The 20,946-nt window shown below is 42.9% G+C and carries 19 protein-coding genes; 5 read left to right on the forward strand and 14 right to left on the reverse strand.

The annotated features are described in order from the left end of the window. Positions 1-97: 97 nt before the first annotated feature. The 5 genes from AC27EZ_RS00325 to AC27EZ_RS00345 all read right to left on the reverse strand — a co-directional run bounded on the left by AC27EZ_RS00325 (position 98) and on the right by AC27EZ_RS00345 (position 6,102). Positions 98-2,251, reverse strand: a complete 2,154-nt coding sequence (locus AC27EZ_RS00325; protein WP_487133415.1) for a GspE/PulE family protein — start codon at positions 2,249-2,251, stop codon at positions 98-100. A 168-nt stretch (positions 2,252-2,419) separates the two neighbouring features. After that, the gene (locus tag AC27EZ_RS00330; RefSeq protein ID WP_487133977.1) at positions 2,420-3,754 is read right to left on the reverse strand and encodes a sigma 54-interacting transcriptional regulator; all 1,335 of its coding nucleotides are present in this window, start codon (positions 3,752-3,754) and stop codon (positions 2,420-2,422) included. 8 nt (positions 3,755-3,762) lie between these two features. Continuing rightward, complete coding sequence (locus AC27EZ_RS00335) at positions 3,763-4,350, reverse strand: hypothetical protein (protein ID WP_487133416.1); 588 nt, start codon at positions 4,348-4,350, stop codon at positions 3,763-3,765. A 12-nt stretch (positions 4,351-4,362) separates the two neighbouring features. Continuing rightward, complete coding sequence (locus AC27EZ_RS00340) at positions 4,363-5,748, reverse strand: sensor histidine kinase (RefSeq protein ID WP_487133978.1); 1,386 nt, start codon at positions 5,746-5,748, stop codon at positions 4,363-4,365. A 72-nt stretch (positions 5,749-5,820) separates the two neighbouring features. Beyond that, on the reverse strand, positions 5,821-6,102 hold the full coding sequence (locus AC27EZ_RS00345) for an EF-hand domain-containing protein (RefSeq protein WP_487133417.1): 282 nt from the start codon (positions 6,100-6,102) through the stop codon (positions 5,821-5,823). A gap of 460 nt (positions 6,103-6,562) precedes the next feature. On the opposite strand from AC27EZ_RS00345, the gene AC27EZ_RS00350 reads away from it, so the two are divergent. Then, the gene (locus AC27EZ_RS00350; protein ID WP_487133418.1) at positions 6,563-7,471 is read left to right on the forward strand and encodes an aspartyl protease family protein; all 909 of its coding nucleotides are present in this window, start codon (positions 6,563-6,565) and stop codon (positions 7,469-7,471) included. 13 nt (positions 7,472-7,484) lie between these two features. Here AC27EZ_RS00350 and AC27EZ_RS00355 read toward each other — a convergent pair whose 3' ends face one another. The 4 genes from AC27EZ_RS00355 to AC27EZ_RS00370 form a co-directional block, all read right to left on the reverse strand. Then, positions 7,485-8,276 carry a TIGR03915 family putative DNA repair protein gene (locus tag AC27EZ_RS00355; protein ID WP_487133419.1) on the reverse strand — a complete coding sequence of 264 codons (792 nt, stop codon included), beginning with the start codon at positions 8,274-8,276 and terminating at the stop codon, positions 7,485-7,487. A 16-nt stretch (positions 8,277-8,292) separates the two neighbouring features. Continuing rightward, positions 8,293-9,534, reverse strand: coding sequence for a putative DNA modification/repair radical SAM protein (locus AC27EZ_RS00360; RefSeq protein WP_487133420.1), 1,242 nt, complete (start codon positions 9,532-9,534; stop codon positions 8,293-8,295). Between the two features lie 364 nt (positions 9,535-9,898). Next, positions 9,899-10,360: an acyl-CoA thioesterase gene (locus tag AC27EZ_RS00365; RefSeq protein WP_487133421.1), complete on the reverse strand. Its 462-nt coding sequence runs from the start codon at positions 10,358-10,360 to the stop codon at positions 9,899-9,901. Continuing rightward, the gene (locus AC27EZ_RS00370) at positions 10,347-11,054 is read right to left on the reverse strand and encodes a rhomboid family intramembrane serine protease (RefSeq protein WP_487133422.1); all 708 of its coding nucleotides are present in this window, start codon (positions 11,052-11,054) and stop codon (positions 10,347-10,349) included. The genes AC27EZ_RS00365 and AC27EZ_RS00370 overlap by 14 nt, the downstream gene beginning before the upstream one ends. Positions 11,055-11,190: 136 nt before the next feature. Here AC27EZ_RS00370 and AC27EZ_RS00375 point away from each other — a divergent pair, with 136 nt between their 5' ends. Continuing rightward, a complete protein-coding gene (locus AC27EZ_RS00375; RefSeq protein ID WP_487133423.1) occupies positions 11,191-12,090 on the forward strand; it encodes a putative porin in 900 nt (299 codons plus the stop codon). A 37-nt stretch (positions 12,091-12,127) separates the two neighbouring features. On the opposite strand, the gene AC27EZ_RS00380 is transcribed toward AC27EZ_RS00375, so the two are convergent. The 4 genes from AC27EZ_RS00380 to AC27EZ_RS00395 form a co-directional block, all read right to left on the reverse strand. Next, positions 12,128-14,182: a putative bifunctional diguanylate cyclase/phosphodiesterase gene (locus tag AC27EZ_RS00380; protein ID WP_487133424.1), complete on the reverse strand. Its 2,055-nt coding sequence runs from the start codon at positions 14,180-14,182 to the stop codon at positions 12,128-12,130. 93 nt (positions 14,183-14,275) lie between these two features. Continuing rightward, a complete protein-coding gene (locus AC27EZ_RS00385; protein WP_487133425.1) occupies positions 14,276-14,725 on the reverse strand; it encodes a tellurite resistance TerB family protein in 450 nt (149 codons plus the stop codon). Between the two features lie 169 nt (positions 14,726-14,894). Next, positions 14,895-16,544: an ATP-binding SpoIIE family protein phosphatase gene (locus AC27EZ_RS00390; RefSeq protein WP_487133426.1), complete on the reverse strand. Its 1,650-nt coding sequence runs from the start codon at positions 16,542-16,544 to the stop codon at positions 14,895-14,897. 41 nt (positions 16,545-16,585) lie between these two features. Next, positions 16,586-16,888, reverse strand: a complete 303-nt coding sequence (locus AC27EZ_RS00395) for an STAS domain-containing protein (RefSeq protein ID WP_487133427.1) — start codon at positions 16,886-16,888, stop codon at positions 16,586-16,588. Positions 16,889-17,061: 173 nt separating this feature from the next. Between AC27EZ_RS00395 and yciH the strand changes: the two genes are divergently transcribed. From yciH to pheA, 3 genes are all read left to right on the forward strand, one after another. Continuing rightward, complete coding sequence (yciH, locus tag AC27EZ_RS00400; RefSeq protein ID WP_487133428.1) at positions 17,062-17,394, forward strand: stress response translation initiation inhibitor YciH; 333 nt, start codon at positions 17,062-17,064, stop codon at positions 17,392-17,394. Between the two features lie 48 nt (positions 17,395-17,442). After that, positions 17,443-18,243 carry a response regulator gene (locus AC27EZ_RS00405; RefSeq protein WP_487133429.1) on the forward strand — a complete coding sequence of 267 codons (801 nt, stop codon included), beginning with the start codon at positions 17,443-17,445 and terminating at the stop codon, positions 18,241-18,243. Between the two features lie 280 nt (positions 18,244-18,523). Then, on the forward strand, positions 18,524-19,705 hold the full coding sequence (pheA, locus tag AC27EZ_RS00410) for a prephenate dehydratase (protein ID WP_421134088.1): 1,182 nt from the start codon (positions 18,524-18,526) through the stop codon (positions 19,703-19,705). Positions 19,706-19,783: 78 nt separating this feature from the next. On the opposite strand, the gene tyrA is transcribed toward pheA, so the two are convergent. Further along, positions 19,784-20,926: a bifunctional chorismate mutase/prephenate dehydrogenase gene (tyrA, locus tag AC27EZ_RS00415; RefSeq protein ID WP_487133430.1), complete on the reverse strand. Its 1,143-nt coding sequence runs from the start codon at positions 20,924-20,926 to the stop codon at positions 19,784-19,786. Positions 20,927-20,946: the final 20 nt, after the last annotated feature.

Genomic DNA, 20,946 nt, shown 5'->3' on the forward strand with positions numbered 1-20,946 from the left:
TTTGCTTTAATCGTCATTCAAGTTGCAATAGCGGGGTACATAGCGTAAACCCGCTACGTTTTTTTAGCGCGTTTAGTAACGCAATACGTTACGTGTTTTACTGATCGTCATTAGCGTTTATTCCCCAACGGAAATCAGCATTATGGCTGATAGCAGCCTGTATCGTATGCACTGTTTTGGTAACATCTTCATCTTTACTAACAAATTTAGATGTTGCCCCTTCTTTGATTAATATAGCCTTCCAATGTGCTTTATTCGCTGGCAAACGGATAAGTGCCGGAATTCGAGCCCATGCAATTTCACGCCGGTATCGAGCAACAAAGTCTATTACACCTTCATCGCTCAAGTCTTCATCAACCTCAAGTACAACCAACTCAATGTTATCGTTAGCATGAAGTGTCTCATTAGCAGCTTTTGGACTGCCTACTAACAATACTTTTAACCAACTGCTAGTGAGCGCAAGATTGAGCGCATGCGTTTTTTCGCACTGCGAACCCGCAATAAGTACCGTATTCTGATTAGTATTTTTCTGGTCACTTTCTTCATAAAGTGTACTTAAATCGGGAAGTTCATTGCCATATTCATCGGCTAGCGCATACCAAAATTGTTGGCCAATAACCCGGTAGGCCTCTGCTGCGGTGGTAATGCCTGAAATAATGAGCCGTGATGCAGACATTGAGAGAGAGTTGAAATTACCTCGCATAGCGGCTTTAAATTTCGATATATCTTGCTCTCCTCCTAACAATAGCTCTCTTTGCTGTTGGCTTATCTCTATAATCTCAGCAACGACGGTCCGCCCTTTATAACCCGTAAATTCACACTTTTGACAACCTACTGCTTTGTAAGCCTGCGACACATGCGTTAGTGCTTTAAACGCATGTGACAGAGGAGTATCTTCTTGCACTTTACACTTACAATCATCACAAAGTTTACGCAGTAGTCGTTGAGACATAATGCCTGCTAATGACTCAGCGAGGATAATTGGATTCACGCCTAAATCGAGCAAGCGAGGAATTGAACTTAACGAATCATTGGTGTGAAGCGTTGACAATACAAGGTGGCCAGTAAGCGCAGACTGCATAGCAATTTGTGCGGTTTCTTCGTCTCTTATTTCTCCAATCAGAAGCACATCGGGATCTTGTCGCAAGATAGCTCTTAACGCCCTCGCAAATGTCATACCCGCTTTTTCGTTAACTTCGGTCTGACTTAGCCCCTGCATTTGATATTCGACTGGATTTTCAACGGTCATAATTGAGACCGTTTCATCATTTAATGTGTTTAATATTGAATAAAGCGTTGTTGTTTTCCCTGACCCCGTAGGACCGCATACAAGTATTACGCCCGAAGGCTTCGCGGCGAGCCTTCTAACCGTGTGAACCTCGTCAAGTGAGAAACCAATTTCTGGTAACGCGTACACCGACTGTCGATTTAAAAAGCGTATAACCAATTTCTCTTTGCCATCGGCCACGGGCAAGGTAGAGATACGAAGATCATATTCACGGCCTTCAAGCTCGACCAGCATCCTACCGTCTTGTGGTAGCATTTTAGCCGTAGTATCCATTTCCGCTTTAGCCTTGATATGCCTTATGAGGCCATCAGCAACACTGTTAGACACCAAGGTCAGCCGTTTTAATAAGCCATCAACTCTAATTCGTACGACAGAACCATTAAGAAAGGGTTGCAGATGCATATCAGACGCACGCTGTATGACCGACTCTTTCATTAATGTCTTTGCTAAACTTGGGATAGAATCGTCACTTAACCCTGATTCATTTGCGCTATCTAAACTAACGCTACTTTTGCGTAAATTGGGGGTGTCTGAACCCTGCTTGGCGAACTCGATAGCACGAGTAATCGCATGGGGATCGGCGATCACTAGCTGATAGTGAGTACCAAAAATAAAAGACAGCGCATCGAGCAACTCAGCGTCAATAGGGTTAGCGGTGGCGATGACCGGTTCATCATTTTCTATTCCCTTCACCGCAATATGAAATCGCAGAAGCGTTTTAGTTGGGACTTTCTTTAACAGTTTATCGGGAGGATGAATATCACCAAGATAGGCTTGTATATTAAACAGTGACGAAAGGCGCGTACACAATTCTTGCGATGAAATGTGAGATTCATGAATAATTTTATCCCACAAATTCGTAATACTTGCCTCGCTTGAGAGGCTAGTAAGCTCATTGTCTTTATCGTAAGTTAGCTTATATTGCTCAAACAATAAATGAACCGCGTCGTTACGTATTCCCATGTGAATTTTGCTCTTAAGTACCGTTCACGCCCATCCCTAAAAAGAGTCAAAGACTAAGCGTAAAATAAAAACGTATTATGCGAGGGTATCCCCCGTGCAATAGGCTGCACATATTTTGTTTAAGCACATACAGCCGATAGTACATATGCACACGTAATACAGTGTAGCCTAAGAACGAAAATCACCCGCGTCTAAATCGTGCTTTTTCATTAGCTTATGCATATCGGTACGATTTCTTCCCGCTAAATCTGCCGCGCGGGTAACATTACCATCTGTCATTTTCAGTAGCTTGTGTAGATATTGTTGCTCAAATGCATCGCGCGCCTCCGTGAGTGTCGGCCAGCTTTGCTTGGTAGCAGAGAGGGCTTGCTCTACAAGATGCAGAGGGATCACCGGCGTTTGTGTTAGTGCAACACATTGCTCTACAACATTAACCAACTGACGCACGTTACCCGGCCATGACGACTTTACCAATTGCTGCATCGCATCATCGGAAAACTGCGACACGTTAACACCATGGCGTTGACCGCTTTGTTGCAACAACGCTCTTGCCAAAAGTGGTATGTCTTCGCTACGTGATTTAAGGGCTGGGAGCTTCAAATTGACAACGTTTAAACGATAATATAAATCTTCCCTAAACGTCCCCTCTTCCATCTCTTTGTGTAAGTCTTTGTGGGTAGCAGAAATAATACGTACATCGATATCAACCTGCTTGCTGCTGCCAACAGGCCTAATTTGTCGCTCTTGAAGTGCACGCAGTAATTTAACTTGAAGTGTCATCGGCATATCGCCAATTTCATCTAAGAACAGTGTGCCTCCATCCGCTTCTTTGAACAAGCCTGGGTGTGCCGTAACTGCGCCAGTAAATGCCCCCTTCGCATGGCCAAATAATTCAGATTCTAAAAGGTTTTCTGGAAGCGCACCGCAGTTTATCGCTACAAAAGGTTTGTCTTTTCTATTACTCGCCTTGTGAATGGCGTTTGCCAGCAATTCTTTGCCCGTACCACTTGCCCCTGAAATAAGCACACTGACTTCACGCTGCGCAATTCTGAACGCTTGATCCAGAACGTTCAGCATGTCAGGAGAGCGCGTTATAATTGCTTTTGCCCAATCCCCTGGCTGTGCAGCCTGAGATTGACTCAATGCTTTATGCAATAGTGTGCGAAGTTCGTCATGATCTACCGGTTTGGGTAGGAAACCAAAAACGCCTCGTTGCGTGGCAGCAACCGCATCAGAAATGGTGCCATGCGCCGTCATTAGAATGACGGGGATATCTTTCCTTATCCCCATAATTTGCTCAAACAACGCTAGCCCATCAAGGCCTGGCATTCTTAAGTCGCTAAGTACAACATCAAAGTTATTATTCTGTAGTTTTCGAAGTGCATTTTGGCCGTCTTCTACCGCTGTAACAGTAAACCCTTCACCCTCTAAGCGGATGGTTAGCAAGCGTAATAAACTGGCGTCGTCATCAACTAACAATAACTGTGGTTTCTCATTTAACATCTCGCTCACTACTTACTGCTCCTGCTTTTATCCATCAATGTTGTCTCTATTTTTAACAACGCATTTATTTTTTTCTGTTGTTCTTGAAGTTGTGTCGTTAACGCAGACATCTCATTGGAAAGTGTGGCGTTTTGTTTAACCAATACGCTCAGTGCCGACTCTAACTCCATAAGTTGTTTGTTCTGCTGTGTTGCTACCGTACGAACAATCCGAACGAACGCGGGGGTCATTTTTGATTCCATAGCATCTATCGATAGCTGCGCGCCTAATCTTTCTTGGTAAGGCGTATCATTAGGCAAGGTAAGGAAATAGCGCAACAACGTGTCATGCACGCTGTTATCTAACAACGACAGCGACTGCTTTCTTTCCAACCACGGCGTCTCATCGGCAACCAACCAAACGTTAAGCCAATATGCCATATCACAATTATGTTCGAGGCTAGCGTTTTCCGGCGCAACAACGCACAGTTCAGCAGTATCTATCCTATTAGTATCCTGCGACATTTGTTCTTCGCCTGACATCTTGCCGGTGATACTTGATAAAACACTACACCCCGACAACATCAACAAGCCAACAACTAAAACTGGTATTTTCATTATTTTTTAGACCTACTGGGGTAAAGATACCCGGAAACAAACATCGGCGTAGTCAACATCTATGACAGATACATCGCCGTGCATTAAACGCGCACAATCAGCAACAATCGATAATCCTAGGCCCGTTCCTATAACGTTATCATTACGCGGCTCAGCGCCGCGGGTAAATGGCTCAAATAAGGCAGGAACGGATTCTTTCGCAATCCGACGACCACGATTTGCTACATCTAGAATGACACGGTTGCCGTCTAGAAAAATATGAATATCAATGGGCCGACCGACAGCGCCATGGGCAACGGCATTAGACAGTAAATTATCAAGAATACGCCTAAACAGTTCTTCATCAACCTGAGCATACTGATGCTCAATGTTTACCGACACCTCCCTATTTTGAATTGCCAACGCATAATCTTCAAGACATGCGTCGACCATTGCTTTAAGATCGGCACGCTCAATTTTCGGCTGTGCTTGTTGAAGCAAGAGATTGTAGTCTAGTAACTTTTCGACCAATGTATTCAGGCGCTGGGTACTGGCTGTCAGTAACGACATCACCTCTCGTTGCTGTTGATTCAATTCTCCGACTACATTCTCACTAAGCAAACTACACCCTTCTTTTATGCTCGCAAGGGGCGTTTTAAGCTCGTGCGCAGCATGCCTTAGCAACGCAGTACGAATATTCTCTAGTTGCTGCAACCTATCGTGAAGCCAATGAAGATCACGTTCAACGTCGATAAGTTCGCGAGGTGCACGGCGTGATAATTCGGGCAACTCCCCTTTAGAATGCGCCACTACGCGTATTATGCGTTTTAATTTATTAACTGGGTTAACGATTAACTGACTTCCCAGTAAAATCAACAGTAATGATACGCTTACCAACATCGCAGTCGACCATGCTTGCTTTGCTTGCATGGTGTTTAAGTCTTCTTGCTGCAACGCAACGCGCTCTGCGATAAGCATTTCCATATCTCGGCGCAATTGTGTCACACTTCGATTAATAGACGCGAGGTAAGCGTTTAGTAATAACTGGTCTTCAATAACTCTATATTCGGCCAGTTGGCCGATATATAACGATAACTGCTGACAGGTTGAAGGGACATTTAAAGAATGGCACAGGTTGTCAGCCGCAACTGTGAATTGTTCTAAAGCGGTGTCAGACAAGGCGGCAACTTGCTCGTTTCTGATCACCACGAACTGCCGAATACTGCGCTCAACATCAACGGCTGCGGTATCTAACGATTGCATTTCGCCGACAACATTAACAACAAAACGCGTTTCTAACGTTGTCATTTTACCCACTTTTACAAGGTCACTTTGACTTTGCCAAAGCAAGGCTGCAAGGGGGATAAGCGCTAGGAAAAAACTCGCAAACGTTAACTGGCGTAGCGACCCAAGCTGCAGTAATCGCTCGCTCAGTGAGACTGTATTTTTCAGTGTTTATTCCTCGTACAATGAATAACCCTAGCAGTGGAGCTAATGATTATTAGCCCGTGCAATTTTGTTAGTTGGCGTTCGTTTACTTGATAACAATTCAGTTTCAGTTAGCTTACCGTCTTCATTGTCATCAATAAGCCCAAAATTTCTTAGTAGCTCGATGTGACGCACCGCTTCTTTTAGCGATATATAGTCATCTTCGTTGACATCCAATTCATCCATGAGCGACTGCGCTACCGTTGCATTCGCCTCAGCCACTGCAATTGCCTGTACTGCTGCAACAGTAAATAATACTAAAAAAAACTTTTCTAAACGTTTCATCTTGAATTCTCCGCAAGGTTGCAATTAGTAAATCCATTACTTCTTTGCAGAGTATATTGCGAGATCCCTGCCAAAATTAATTTATTCATCAATTTCAAAGACATAAATAAAAAAAAGGCAACGAGCAAGATACAAGCGTAGCTAAAAAGTAACACTTTTTAAGGCAAAACGTGTAAGAATTTCTCCCATATTCAGGAGGAGACACTACTTCAATGGCTAATTTGGCTTCGCATCCTGCGTGGAAGGCTACATCATATCGGCATAGTTAAAAAAACGGAGGGGCAATCAATAAGGTAACACTCAATGCCCTTCGGCAGCTGTACTTGTCACAGGCACGGCGCTCAACGCCTGAATAATGTTTTGTTCAGAACTCGTCGGTAATATGATAATTTACAAAGCAAGTTAAATAACTATTTTCCTAAAAGCTAGGTTAAACCCAACCAATACAAAAGGATTTTGTATGAAAGCAGTCATTCACTTTCTTCTTTTTCTATTCTTATTTTCACCGCTAACAAGCCTTGCAGGTATTACTGAGTGGGTAGACTTCAAGTTAGAAAACGGTCATATCAAAGTTCCGATTAAAATTGAAGGTATTGATACCTTTGCCATTCTCGACACCGGTGCACAGTTAAATGCCATTAATAAAGCGTTTGTAGGCAAGCATAATCTTACGTTCACTAAAGGCGGAAAAGTAAGGGTTGATGGTATATTTGGTGAACAGGTGTTCAATAAGTTCAACGGTATATCGCTTTCCATATTTGGTGTAGATATGGAGTTAGACGGTGCTCCGCCACTCTCGCTCGGTCATCATTCTACTGGCTTGTTATTAGGTTCCGGCTTCTTTAGCCAATTTATTGTTCAAATTGATTACCCCAACAACCGCCTGCGCGTAATGACAAGAGATGTAATGAATTTAAGTGAGTTTGAAAATATCCGTGCAGAAAGTCAGCGCAGTAGCGGAGAGCCTTTAGTCCGCGTTGCTTTAGGTAATGACGAGTCATTTTGGGCATTACTTGATACCGGTAACAATGGCGGTGTAATCATCGAGCGAAGCTATGCTGAAAGCTTAGGCCTAATCGATAAAGTGACGTCGTCTTCAATGGCAATGGGGGCTACTTCAATGGCGGTAACAGAATCGACCCGCGTGCCTGAATTAGTTTTTGGCCCTTATACACTCGAAAATGTTTTAGTAAGCTTTCCAGCAGAAGGGCAGTCAATTGTTATTGAAAAACAGTCGAGTATTTCTGGTACGCTTCGAAAGTCTCAAAAGCAGCAAGGCATTTTAGGCTACGACATACTTAAGCACTTCGTATTAACTATGGACTACGCTAAAGGTCAAGTCCATATCGGCTTGCCCGAAGAGGGATAAACTAGATGGGAGTTTATTTTCTCCCATCTGTGATCATTTTGCGCGCTCTGGCGTCTGACTGTTTTATCATTTCGTCAATTAGTGACGTTTCAGGCATATTTTTCCAGTACTTCTTGGGCATTGAACTTAGCATAGCGTCTTTTTTGATACGGGCGGGGTTAAAAATATTAGCGTAATAAGTAAGCCAATATTTTTCGATGTGATCGTCATCAGGAACCACACTAGAATCAGGATTATCTTCTAACGTAAGTGTTTCCATATCCCAATGAGCCGCACGATACGGCGTGAGTATAGACCATCGCATATTTTTGAAGCGGGTTTGAAAAAAGTCGAGTTTTAACTCTAGACTAAAATGTTCAGGTTCATACCAAGCGATAAAATGCTCATTATCATCAAGCTTAACCTCTCTAAACCTTAAAAACGCACTCATCTTGTAGGCATCACGCTTTACTGCTTTGGCTAGCGTCATAAGCTGCATTATATCGTCGTCAGTTTTTAACCGAATTAAATGTTTGTTTTCAAACATCACCCGCCATAGCACCCGATAACACAATGCGAAACGATGAGCATCGCTATGACACAACGCATATTTGAAAAGCATGAGTACCGCTTTGGGAATAGCATACTGTGTCTGCGGGTTTGTGGCCGCTATGGGTTGTTGACTGTGACCAAATAAGTCGTCTTGAACTGATTGGGCACTTTGCCAAATAATATTCTCAGGAGGAATAGCGTGGGCTAAACACCCTCTTGCAGCCATGCGCCATTCGTCAAAACCAGGCACTGAGTTAATTGTAATGGTTTCCATGTCACAGCTACTTCATTTAAGCGCTAAATAGCTCAAACTGCTTCGGCTGTTTGAACTGAAGTTCGAAATTATTACTATCAAGTAAGTGAATATCGGGGGCATAGTCGCCTACACTAATAAAGGGTTTTAACTTTTTAAGTGGTAAGCGCATTTTAGTAAGATCTATCCAATTAAGCTTTGTATGCCGTCTAATAGCCAGAATTTTTTGCACCGTTCGTGCTCCGAGCCCCGGTACCCGTAACAACATCAATTTGTCGGCTTTATTTAAATCAATCGGAAAGATATGGCGATTGCGTAGTGCCCACGCAAGCTTAGGGTCGTAATCCATATCAAGCATGTCATCGTACACAATCTCATCAAGGGTAAACCCATAAAAACGCAACAGCCAGTCAGCTTGATAGAGGCGGTGCTCGCGAATTAACGGCGCAGGCTTTAACGGCAACACTTCAGACGCATCAGGTATTGGCGAAAACGCCGAGTAATAAACCCGGCGAAGTTTTTGTTGGCTATAAAGTTTTACGCTTGTCCCCAAAATAACTTTATCATTAGAGTCATCGGCGCCGATGATCATCTGTGTAGACTGTCCACCAGGCGCAAAGCGTGGCAGGCGTTTACCCGAATAGGTTTTATCCGTCTTGTGCTCAGCAATTTTGTCTTTGAGCGTGTTCATTGACCCATGAATAGCCCCCAGATCTTTTTCCGGTGCATACTTATTTAAAGATGGTTGCGTCGGCATCTCTACATTGATACTTAACCTATCGGCGTACAAACCAGCTTCCTCTTGTAACTCGGGAGATGCGTTAGGAATAGTTTTAAGGTGAATATACCCTTTAAACCCATGGTCAAGGCGTAAAGACTTGGCAATACGTACCATACTTTCCATCGTTAGGTCCGGTGAGCCAACAATGCCTGAACTAAGAAATAGCCCTTCGATGTAGTTGCGCTTATAAAAATTAAGCGTTAGGTCTACGGTTTCTTTAACACTAAATCGTGCCCGTCGAACACTGCTAGACACTCTGTTTATGCAGTAGTGACAATCGTAGATACAGTAATTAGTCATCAAAATTTTTAGTAAAGAAACACATCTACCATCAGGTGTGAAACTGTGACATATTCCCGAACCACCGGTAAGCGAACCTATACCCGTTTTGTCGGTCTTGCCCGCCTTTCTTTTACCCGCAGAACCGCTTGCACAAGAAGCGTCATACTTGGCTGCATCTGAAAGAATTTCGAGTTTTTGTATCAGTTTATCGTGCATAGCAAATTACTACTTTCTCTAAGCAAATACCTAACACCTGTCAATTTTGAGCGAAAGGCCTAAAAGGGCCAGAATGTATAGACTGTATGGACTTGGGATTCGCTACCGTTATATCATGTATAAATATACAGTACAAATTGATATTAGAAAGTTTGTACTCTTTGCTAGACGGCCAACAATCCGATTCCCTACCTCTCTACGAATACAAAAAAAGGAATGTTAAACGTATTGAAAGCTATGTAGAAAATCCAAAACCGATATAGAGGAGTCAGTTACTGAGTTGGATATGAAGGGATAGATAAGGGCGACGAGGATTATCAGTCAGATAGGCTAGCGTAGGCCGCTAGAACCTTTCTTATTTTCCCTATGAAAGCTCAACACCTGCTAGGTTCATCGTTTTTCCTGGAGCTCCGTGCAATAACGTTGCTTTAAATTCATTAGGTACGGGTTTCTTTTCGAACGTAAGCGAATCGACCATCACATAAACAATTTCAACCGATGCGACAGCTTGTTTAGTTTGCCAATTCAGCATGTCGATTTGCATCGTAAAAGACGTATTGCCAACCTTGCTCACATGCACCGATACGCACAATATGTCGTCGAATTTAGCTGAGCTTTGCCATGATATATTAAGATTAACGACCTGATTATCTAAGCCTTTGTTTGTTAATGCTTGATACCCCCCTATTAACGCTCGCATAAACTCAGTTGCCGCTAAATCTGCGTAGTCAGCGTACCTTGCGTTAAATACAACATTTTGAGGGTCGCATTCGGCATATCGGACTCGTAGCAGCAATTCGAATGCATTAGGTTTAACGTTGGTCATTCATGCTTTCCTTTTCTTTATGCACTGTTTGTATATTCTCCTCACCACCTTCAGATTGCCCTTTAAGGCGCCACTGATCGCCGATAACAGGGTCTTCCGATTTAGGTTCTAGTTCCCAAGAATAGACCTTAACCGCCGGTTTTGGATCGAGCGAATGCCATAAACAAGCACAAAGTACACCAGCCAAAGCACCGAATAAATGGTATTCAAACGATATCCCTTCTTGGCGGGGAAATATGCTCATCGTCATTCCACCATACATGAAAAAAGCAACCATCATAAGCACGACTGAGCGTTTGTCTCTGCGGAAGATACTCACTACAAATAAATAAAAAAATACACCATGGGTTAAACCGCTAGCGCCAATATGATAGCTTTCGCGCCCAAACAGCCATACACCAATACCAGATAGTAACCACACTGTGGTTAACACACGCCAACGTGTTTTCGGATAACCGTAGATGAGAAATGAGCCAAGTACTAACATGGGCAGCGTGTTGTTGAAAATGTGCTCTAACGAGCCGTGGATAAGGGGCGCCGTTATGATCCCAACCAAACCATGCAGGGCTAAAGGATAAACCCCGAGCCAACTTAGGTCGACGTTGAAATTGAGTTCGAAAGCTTTAAAGCACCAAATAAAACCCACGGCGAACGCGGTGATTAACATACTGTTTTTGAGTGACGTCGTATTCATCTGTTAAATTTATGGGCAATTTATAAAATAACAATGCATGCTCATTCAGACTCCGTTCAGCAAACTTCTTATAGGCTTAATGGCATTACAAAAAAACAATTAATCATCGCAACATTCAATTTTTTAAAGGACTAAAATGCTTACTCGTTTTTTTCGTTTTTCAGCCACCGCAGCCACTTTATTTTTCACTCAACAGGCGTGCGCAGAAGAATACCAAACCTTTATCAGCGCAAGCCTATTATCATATGAGAGTTCGCTCACCCAAGATGGACAAACAACATCAGACACCAACAATATATGGAATGTAAGTGGAACATATTTCTTTGATCCTCGACCATCTTTAGGCCCGCTAAATGAATTTGATTATATTATTCAGCAAAGCTCTGTCAGTGCAGGCTTACTTGGCGATGGTGGGAACCGCCAGTATTTGATAGGTGGGGAATACATAGCGAATGATTGGGTAGTCTTTGGTGATGCTGTATACACGTCAGATAGCGATACTGAGATTCTGACGGTAGGATTAGGCTATTTTCTCACAAAAGACATTAAGTTATCTATTTCCAATACAAGTGGTGATGGGATAAGTGGTTTAACTGATTCTGATGAATCTTTTTTCAAATTTACGGCCGATTATGTAATGCAACTTGATGGTAAAGACTATGTTGGCTTCTCGTATAACACAGATGAAGATTTGAATGTGCAGCAACTTCGAACAAAGTATTTTGGTTCGCTGTCTGGTGGACGATATGTTGTTCTTAATGCGAACCTCAGTGTTTTTGACGATGACGTTTTCTCAGATGATACGCTTAATCTTGGCGGCGCTTATTACTTCAACCAGTTTACTAGTATTGGTGCGGGTATTAATGTAATGGGAGATACTGATTCATATAGCATTTTTGCTAAGCATTTCATTAATACACGCTCGTCGCTACAGGTCAGTTACTCTAGCAGTGAACAAAGAAATGTCGACTCGGGATTTGGTCAGTTCTCATTTGAAAGTGACGTGTGGCAAGTAAACTATGTATATCAATATTAAGTAAGCGTTCAACGGGCATAGTAGTGCCCGTTAAGCATTACTCATCTGTGGCAATAAAATCAGGGTATTGCAGCGGAGATTCAATTAGCGTTTCTAATGGCACTGGTTTACTGAACATAAAGCCCTGAACATAATCGCAACCATGCTCAACCATATAATTCCATTGCAACTCGTTTTCTATACCCTCCGCACAAACCGTCAGTGAAAGGCGCTTTGCCAAGTCGATGATAGCCCCTGTTACTAATCGACTTCTTTCTGAATTGGCCAAATCGCTTACAAATTGCTTGTCAATTTTTAAGGTATCGATACTGATTTGCGTTAAATAACTTAATGATGAATATCCAGTACCAAAGTCGTCCAAAGAAATTGCACACCCCATATTGCTGAGACGTTTAAAGAAGCGGTTAGAGGTTATAAAGTTCTCCAGATAGGCCGATTCTGTTACTTCAAACTCGACAAACTCTGGGTTTACCCTCGCCTTTAAAAAGGTCTCATGAATGGAGTCAAACAACTTGCTGTTTCTTAAGTCATGCCCTGATAGGTTAATCGATACCCTGAAACGCCCTTTAATCCATTCGTGAATAGTGGGAAGGTCACGACATACCTGCTGAATAACCCATTGGGTGATGGAGGATATTTTTCCCCCTTGCTCGGCAATGGGAATAAACTCATTAGGCATAATGAAACCAAACTCGGGATGCTGCCATCTTAGCAACGCCTCTAGCCCCGTTACTTTTCGGCTTTGGTCTACTTTCACTTGGTAGTACACTATGAATTGGCCTTCGCGCAACCCCTGCTCAATAGCATTGGCAATGTGCAGCTTCCGTTTATGCGATTCGACCATATCGGGGGTAAATATTGTGTAACTTCCTCTGCCTCTCGCTTTTGAACGATACATGGCCAAGTCAGCGTTACTCATAAGCTCACTTAAATCGTAATTAGCGTCAGCCGCTCGCGCTATTCCAATGCTCACACCAACCGTCAGTGACAGCCCACGAAGTGTAAAGGGTTCAGAAAACGAATTGATTAATCGAACAGCAACACTTTCTATATTCCCGTCTCGCGTATCTCTATCGGGAAGAACAAGAAACTCATCCCCCCCTAAACGCGCGACAAGATCGCCTTCTCTTAATAAGCCGCTGACGCGGTCTGCGACCTCAATAAGAATAAGATCACCGGTTTCATGACCAAGTGAATCGTTGATCCCTTTGAATCCATCTAGGTCAAAAAATAATAATATTAAGTCTTCATCATTGCGTTTAGCTCTCGCTAACTCTAACCGCAGGTTATCGAGCACAAATTGTCTGTTTGGCAAACCGGTCAAACTATCGAAATTCGCGAGGCGGGTCATGGTTTCTTGCTGATCAATCAGAGTTTGGTTCTGTTCGTAATTTATGAGAAGTTCAACTTCAATCATTTCGAGCAAATGATTGATATTCCCCCCCAATAAGCCAAGTTCCCCTTTATTGTCGTAATGATGTCGAAGTGCAAAATCTTTGGTTTGTAATACTTCTTGCGTAAACGCATTCAATGAAGCCAATGGTTTAAAGAGTCGTTTTATCGCATAAATACTTAACGCAATAATGATAAGCCACAGAACAAGGGAAATGGGTAGAATACGCAGCAGCAACGCACGTGTTGCTTTTGAAACAGACGCTTCAATATTTGCCGATACAATAATATAGCCTTCAGGATATAAGCTATCGCCAATAAATTCATGTGCAATTACTTTGTCATTTAACAGCGTGACACCTTGCGGTGGGATTGGTCCAGATGCCAACGTTTCTGGTGCATCGCCAAAAGCTGCGATGAGATCATATTGTGCGGTGTAAAATGTGATGGAGTTTACGTATCGATACGTTGATAGCTGCGCCCGAACAAGCGCTTTATCACGCTCGGATAACTCACCATATCCCATTGAATCCGCAGTCGCCGCCGCGAGTCCTTTAGAAAAATAAGAAATATCCTCTTGATACAACTGTTTGTAATTAGCTTGGGTGACAGCGATTGATATCCACAACACAATTAACGTTATTAACGTAACGAAAACGGAGATTAGGGTGATGATTGGCATCTTCAACGTCTTAACCACAGGACTCCTTACTCTCATCATTCAAATGGCATCGTCTTTGTCAGGTACAAGATTTGTATTATTCGTAAGATAAAATATGTCGAGCGACTTACCTTAAGCCTTCTCGTCTATTACCTTCAGCTTTGCGCGTATAAATACGCTATGCGGTACGTAAAGTAAATCGGCTATACGTCTAATAATATGTTCTTCAATTGGCGCAATATTATTGTCGGCCAGCGCCACACGCCATAACCCTTCTACCACAGCTTCTTTTTCATCACTATCACATTTTTCATTAATCACTTTCGTAAATTGAACCATGTCAGTCGCTTCTTTAGCTGTGGAGCGCCCTTCGCTCATTAGTGCAGAAAGTGCTTGCTCACTCAACGTAAACTGAGAGTAAAGCTGTGTTTTATACGCTTTTAGTTCATCTTCTTTCGTTTGTGCATCAGCACGAATCACCTCGCTAAGCAGTACCGCAGTGGCAAGAGATACGGTGTGCTCTGTCGTGTGCCCTGACGATTTACTGCTACCCTCAAAAAGTTGTATTAGTGTAGAGAACATGTTCTTTCCTTTCTATTTAATGCTATACGAATCCGTCGTTTACAATAACGTCCCCTCATAACAAGCGGCGTAATATTTCGATGAAACCGAGAAGAAAATAGCCAATCCACTGTAGTAAGTGTTTTCTTCCCGTTCAAAGCCGCATACACATCACAACAATGTTCTATATTTATTCCGATATTTTTACAAAACACATAACTTTGCGCCCACCATCTGCAAAGGTTACGTCTTGGCTAAGCGCCTGAATAAGTGATATGCCTCTTCCATGGCTTACCTCATCAGACGTCGCAGGCATAGATGAGAAGTCAAATCCATCACCACTGTCTTTCACGCTTATCGTTACGCCACCCTTGCTGGGAAGTGATTCTATTTCTATTTCTATTGCAGCGTGGGTAAGCTGATTTAATTGCTTTTCACGTTCTTCGTAATAGCGAATAAAACCGTCGGGACACTGTTTTATTGAAGAATCCATTTTTAGGATGCCGTGCTCTAAGGCGTTAGAAAACATTTCTGACAGAAGGGTGTAAAGGGTAGAGCGTATATATTGTACACCGCTACATTGCCCGGCAATTTGAAGTATTCGTTGCAGCACATCATCTCGCTTAAGATGCACTTCATTCAAATGAATTGAGACATGAGAGGGTATAGCGTCATCTACCAAGTAGGTGTGCGACTTACTAATTTTTTGGCTTTTAAATATCACTACCGACACGTCATCGTGAAACTCTTCACTGTTCGAAAACGATTTCGCATGATCAACAAGCTGCTGTGCTTTAAAGACGGGATTACACTTGCACCATTCCTCAACACCACTTTCATTTAAAAACTGACCATCTTCGTCTGCGACCTCAATCAGCCCGTCACTACAAATAACCAGCTTGTCATTCTCATTAAGCTCGAATGTATTACAATTTTCATCGAAGTCATCAGCATCAAGAATACCTAACGCCATGTGCTCTGACGGAAAACTTTGCACTTGTTCTCCCGACGCACAGAGCCTTATCACCTTAGGCATTCCCCCCTGCCATAGCGTTACTTTACTACCATCAGCAGATACCTCAGCAACCACCGCAGCCATGAACATGTCGCCGGGCAAAAATTGCAGTAAAACTTTATTCAGCTCTTCGACAATTTCAGGCACTGCCCACCCTTGCAGGGCCATTTCTCTAAAAGCACGGTTGACGGGCAATGCCCCAACCGCTGACGCCAATCCGTGACCTGTAAAATCACCGACGAGAAAGTATACGCCTCCGCTTGGACTTGCTTCGCAAATAAACATATCACCGTTAAACGTTTCAACGGGCGAAAGGTAACAATCGAAATGTGCCAATAATTCACTGCTATTCACAATGGCATTACTGAATATGTGTTCAACAATAGCGTGCTCTCTCGCTACTTGCTGTTTATAAAACCGAAGCGCCTTATTTTGCTCTTGAATTTTAGAGCTCAACACTTGGATTTTTTGGTGCGCTTTAATTTTTGCAGTAAGAATATGTTTATCAAATGGCTTAGTCGCGAAGTCGTTTCCACCTACTTCTAGACACCTTACCAAGCTATCCTTATCCTCAAGCGCGGTAATAAATAAAATGGGTAAATACCGGCCTTTTGCTCGCTCTCGTATTTTGGGCGCAAGCTCGAAACCACTCATACCAGGCATAACAACATCAAGAAGCACTAAATCGGGTAGCGACTCATCCATCAATGTTAGCGCTTCCTCAGCACTCCCTGCCTGCAAACAATCGTCAAAGCCAGCATTGTTTAGCATGCTTAACAACATTAAGCGGTTTATTTCTTCATCATCGACGATGAGAATATTCATAGAGACTCCACCATGCTAAAAGCGACTAATGTCTTTTGACCCTATTTAATTTCAAACTTTTTATCGAAACGTGAAATTTTGAGTATTCTGTCCACCTGTGGACGCGCCTTTTCTATGGAGTACTTAATGTCGCGATCCGCTAGCGCTTTTTGCATATTTAGTAACATGCCTAGCGCCGAGCTATCCATGTAGTCGGTTCGAGCGAGATCGACAACAATGTGCGTTATATCGCTACTTAGGTCTAAGTATGCATTTCTAAATGCTTCTACTTTTCCAAAATCAAACTTTTCACCAACTTGGATAATCAGCGTATTTCCATTTCTTACTGACGTTGCAATTTCCATACTTTCCTCATTTATTCGCTAATAACTTTGACTACTAATAATAGTTTAGCCGCACGCTAAACCTGATTTTTTCTACGCTATTATCTATACTAGCGTACATTCTGCGAGCTGCCATTCATCTTTAGGGTGTTTGCACGTTTAAATATGAAATATATCTGCATTATGAGGACCTTATGCAAGACTGGAAAGATGCGCTACTTGTTTACAGTACTGATGGTGGAAAAGTTAAGCCACAAGAAAAAGAAGCACCGCGCTCGGTATCAAACGACGGCATCGTTCGAATACATCGAGAAACAAAAGGAAGAAAGGGAAAAGGCGTTTCGCTCATAAAAGGGCTAGATATGAATCCTTCAGACCTCAAGCAGCTCGGTAGCGATCTTAAGAAGAAGTGCGGCTGCGGCGGTGCGGTAAAAGATGGAATAATCGAAGTACAAACCGACGATAGAGAAAAACTAAAACTCCTACTGCAAGATAAAGGGTTTAAGGCTAAACTTGCAGGAGGTTAAGCGGCATCGCCATGTCACTATATTTAATAAACAACAAAAGAGTCTGAAATGGAAAAGTTGTCAATTTCTGATCTACATATAATTTTGGTTGAACCCTCTGACACGCAGAGAAAGATTATTACAACCTTGATGCTAAAAGAAAAAGTAAAGGAAATTGACCCTGTCAGTACCCTTGCTGAGGCGATGTCTGCGGTTAAGGCACACGGGGCCGACCTTATCGTAAGTGCCATGTACTTCGAAGACGGCACAGCAATCGAGCTACTTAAGTTCATTAAAGAAAGTGAAGAATTTAAAACCATTCCGTTTATGTTGGTTTCAAGCGAAAACCGAATAAGTAAACTGGAGGAGTTCAAACAGGCTGGCGTCGCGGCAATATTACCTAAGCCATTTGAGCCTCTTCATTTGTCACGAGCACTCAACGCAAGTTTGGATTTGATAAATCATGACGAGCTCGACCTTGAACTTTTCGACGTTCATGACGTTCGTGTACTTTTGGTCGATGACAGCAAGCTTGCCAGAAATCACATACGCCGAGTACTTGAAGGCATGGGCCTTAAGCGCATTAAAGAGGCCGAAAATGGTGCAATGGCGCTAACTTTTATCAAGGACGAAGAATTCGATTTGGTGGTCACTGATTACAATATGCCTGAAATGGACGGACGAGAGCTTTCAGAGTTTATTAGGTTTAACCCCCAAACAACACATATCCCTATTATCATGGTTACTTCAGAGTCCGCGGAAAGCGCACACATGGCAAACATTCAACAAACGGGTGTGAATGCGTTATGTGATAAACCGTTTGAGCCTACTGAAGTAAGGCAAATGTTAGCGGCACTGTTGGGCAACTAGCATTGTGTATTCAGTAGAGATAGCGAAGACGGTCTCTACTGACTTTGAAATAGCAATATTTGCAAATATCAATTTTTTGCAAAAAAATTATAATTTCAATTGTAAAAACTAGTTGACACCATCACAGCTAACGCATACATTCGGTGCATGAAACAAAATAATATCAATGCTGCAGTTTTCTTTTTTGCGTTTATATCCTTTATTTAGGGAGGCGCTGCTGCAAGCATAAAAACCTCCCGACGGGAGGTTTTTTTTTAGCTAATAGAACAAGTGGGAAATTATGTCGGACAATGCTTTGAACTTGATTAGAGAGCGCATCACCGCGCTAGACAGCGAGCTTCTTTCGCTATTAGCAGAACGCCGTTCACTGACCAATGAGGTTGCAGAAACAAAAATTAAACACCACATTCCCGTCAGAGATCAAAAGCGGGAAGAACAATTACTGGTGCGTTTGATTAAAGAGGGAAAAAAGATTGGATTGGACCCTCACTACGTTACGCAAATTTTTCATGTTGTTATTGAAGACTCGGTACTGAACCAGCAAGCTATGTTAGCTGAACGCGCGAATCCAGGGAGCGCATTACCTCTTAATCGCGTAGCCTTTTTAGGCGATAAAGGCTCTTACTCTTATCTTGCTACGCAAAAGTACTTTTCACGCCGACCTGGAGAGTTGCTTGAGTTTGGCTGCCAAAGCTTTGCAGAAATTATCAATAAAGTAGAAAATGCAGAAGCCGACTACGCGGTATTACCTATCGAAAATACGACATCAGGCAGTATTAATGAAGTGTACGACCAACTTCAACATACGCAACTCAGTATTATTGGTGAGCTTACCCACCCTATTAGACACACGTTACTCGTAGGCACAGCAACCTCAATCGATAAAATAAAAACGCTTTACGCTCATCCTCAGGTATTCACCCAATGCAGTCACTTTTTGGCTGAATTAGGCAATGTAGAAGTGAAAACAATGGATAGCACGTCGTCGGCCATGCTTACAGTAAGTGAATTACAGCGAGACGACGTGGCTGCAATAGGAAGCGAAGCAGGTGGAAACTTGTACGGGTTGATGGCAATAAAAAGCAACTTAGCCAATCAAAAAGAAAACCACAGCCGATTTATTGTTGTAGCCAGAAATGCTGTAGTTGTTCCTCTGCAAGTGCCTGCCAAAACCACGTTAGTGATGTCTACGGTCCAAAAACCTGGCGCATTGGTTGAGGCGCTGCTCGTACTGCGTGAAAACAGCATTAATATGACAAAACTTGAATCTCGCCCTATTCCAGGTAACCCGTGGGAAGAAATGTTTTATTTAGACGTTGAAGGTAATGTAGAAGATGGCCCTGTTCAAAAGGCCATGGATTCACTAAGAAGCATTACACGTTATATTAAAGTGCTTGGGTGTTATCCAAGTGAAGAAATAAGCCCAACAAAAGTGGCGGCGGCAAGCGCATTGGCAGAGTAAAATAAAGCAGAGGCAGCGCTTAACGCACTGCCTCTTTCGTTTTACCGTGTAACTGTAGAACGAGTACCTAAACCTCGCTTACTTTCTCAAAAGCTGTCCATCGTCGGCTTTCAACAACAGTTGCTTACTGTCTACTAAACAACGTTTTGCATAACTGCCAAACCAATTCCCAATATGCATAAACTGCTTAATGAATGCCTTTTTATCACCGGCTTCTAATATGTCGAGCGCCAGCCCAAAGCGTTCGTGGAATCGTCTTAACAACGCAAAATTTTCGGGGTTATTAAATATGATATCGGCATACAATTCAGGCGCCTGCGCAAACAATCGCCCTACCATCGCAAGCTCTAAACGGTAAATTGGTGAACTAAACATGGTTAGCGTTTCTAGCTCTGGATTTTCGCCATGTAAGTGCGCACCATAAACGAAGGTGTTGAAATGCCGCATGACTTGAATATAGGCCATTGACTTATCATGCTCATCAGCGGTGCTATGCTGAAGCGTAGCCCCCCAAATCGTCATTTGATCAATGAGCCATTGATATTGCTCGGGATAACGCCCCTCACAGACCACAACGACTTGTTTAATCATGCCAGGGGCATCAGGCCCAAACATGGGATGCAAGCCGACAACGGGGCCTTCATGAACGCTTAGCATGCTAAGAAGCGGCTTTTTCTTAATACTGGTGATGTCCGCAAGTATGCAATGCTTGGGCAGCATAGTCAGCTTGCTAATGACGTGTTCTGTAATATTGATGGGAACCGAAACGACAACCAGCGAGGTATTACGCAAATAGTTATCAGCAACACCGTTTTCCCAATCATCTCTTTCGACGATGTTAACCTTATAGCCGCTTCGCTCGAACAATCGAACGAAAACGCGACCTAACGCACCGGCACCGCCTATCACGGTTACATTATCGATGGTGTCATTAACACAGCGGTACTGGTTGTTTTGCGTGTGGTAAGACTCTCGCATTACTCTGCGTAATAAGTCTTCGGTGAGATCGGGAGATACCCCTAGCGCTGTGGCCTGTTCGCGACGAGCTTCAATAAGTTCACGTTCGCGCTCTGGCACATAAACTGGCATGCCTGCTTCGGCCTTGATTTGCCCCACTTGGGTAGTAAGCGCGCTTCGCTTTGCTAATAGCGCAACGAGCTGGGAGTCCAGCTCGTCTATTCCTTCACGCAGCGCGTTAAGTTGCTGCGAAAAATCAGCCATTAATTCATCCTTTATTCAAA

The sequence above is a fragment of the Alteromonas sp. 4NH20-0056 genome (genome assembly GCF_057539655.1).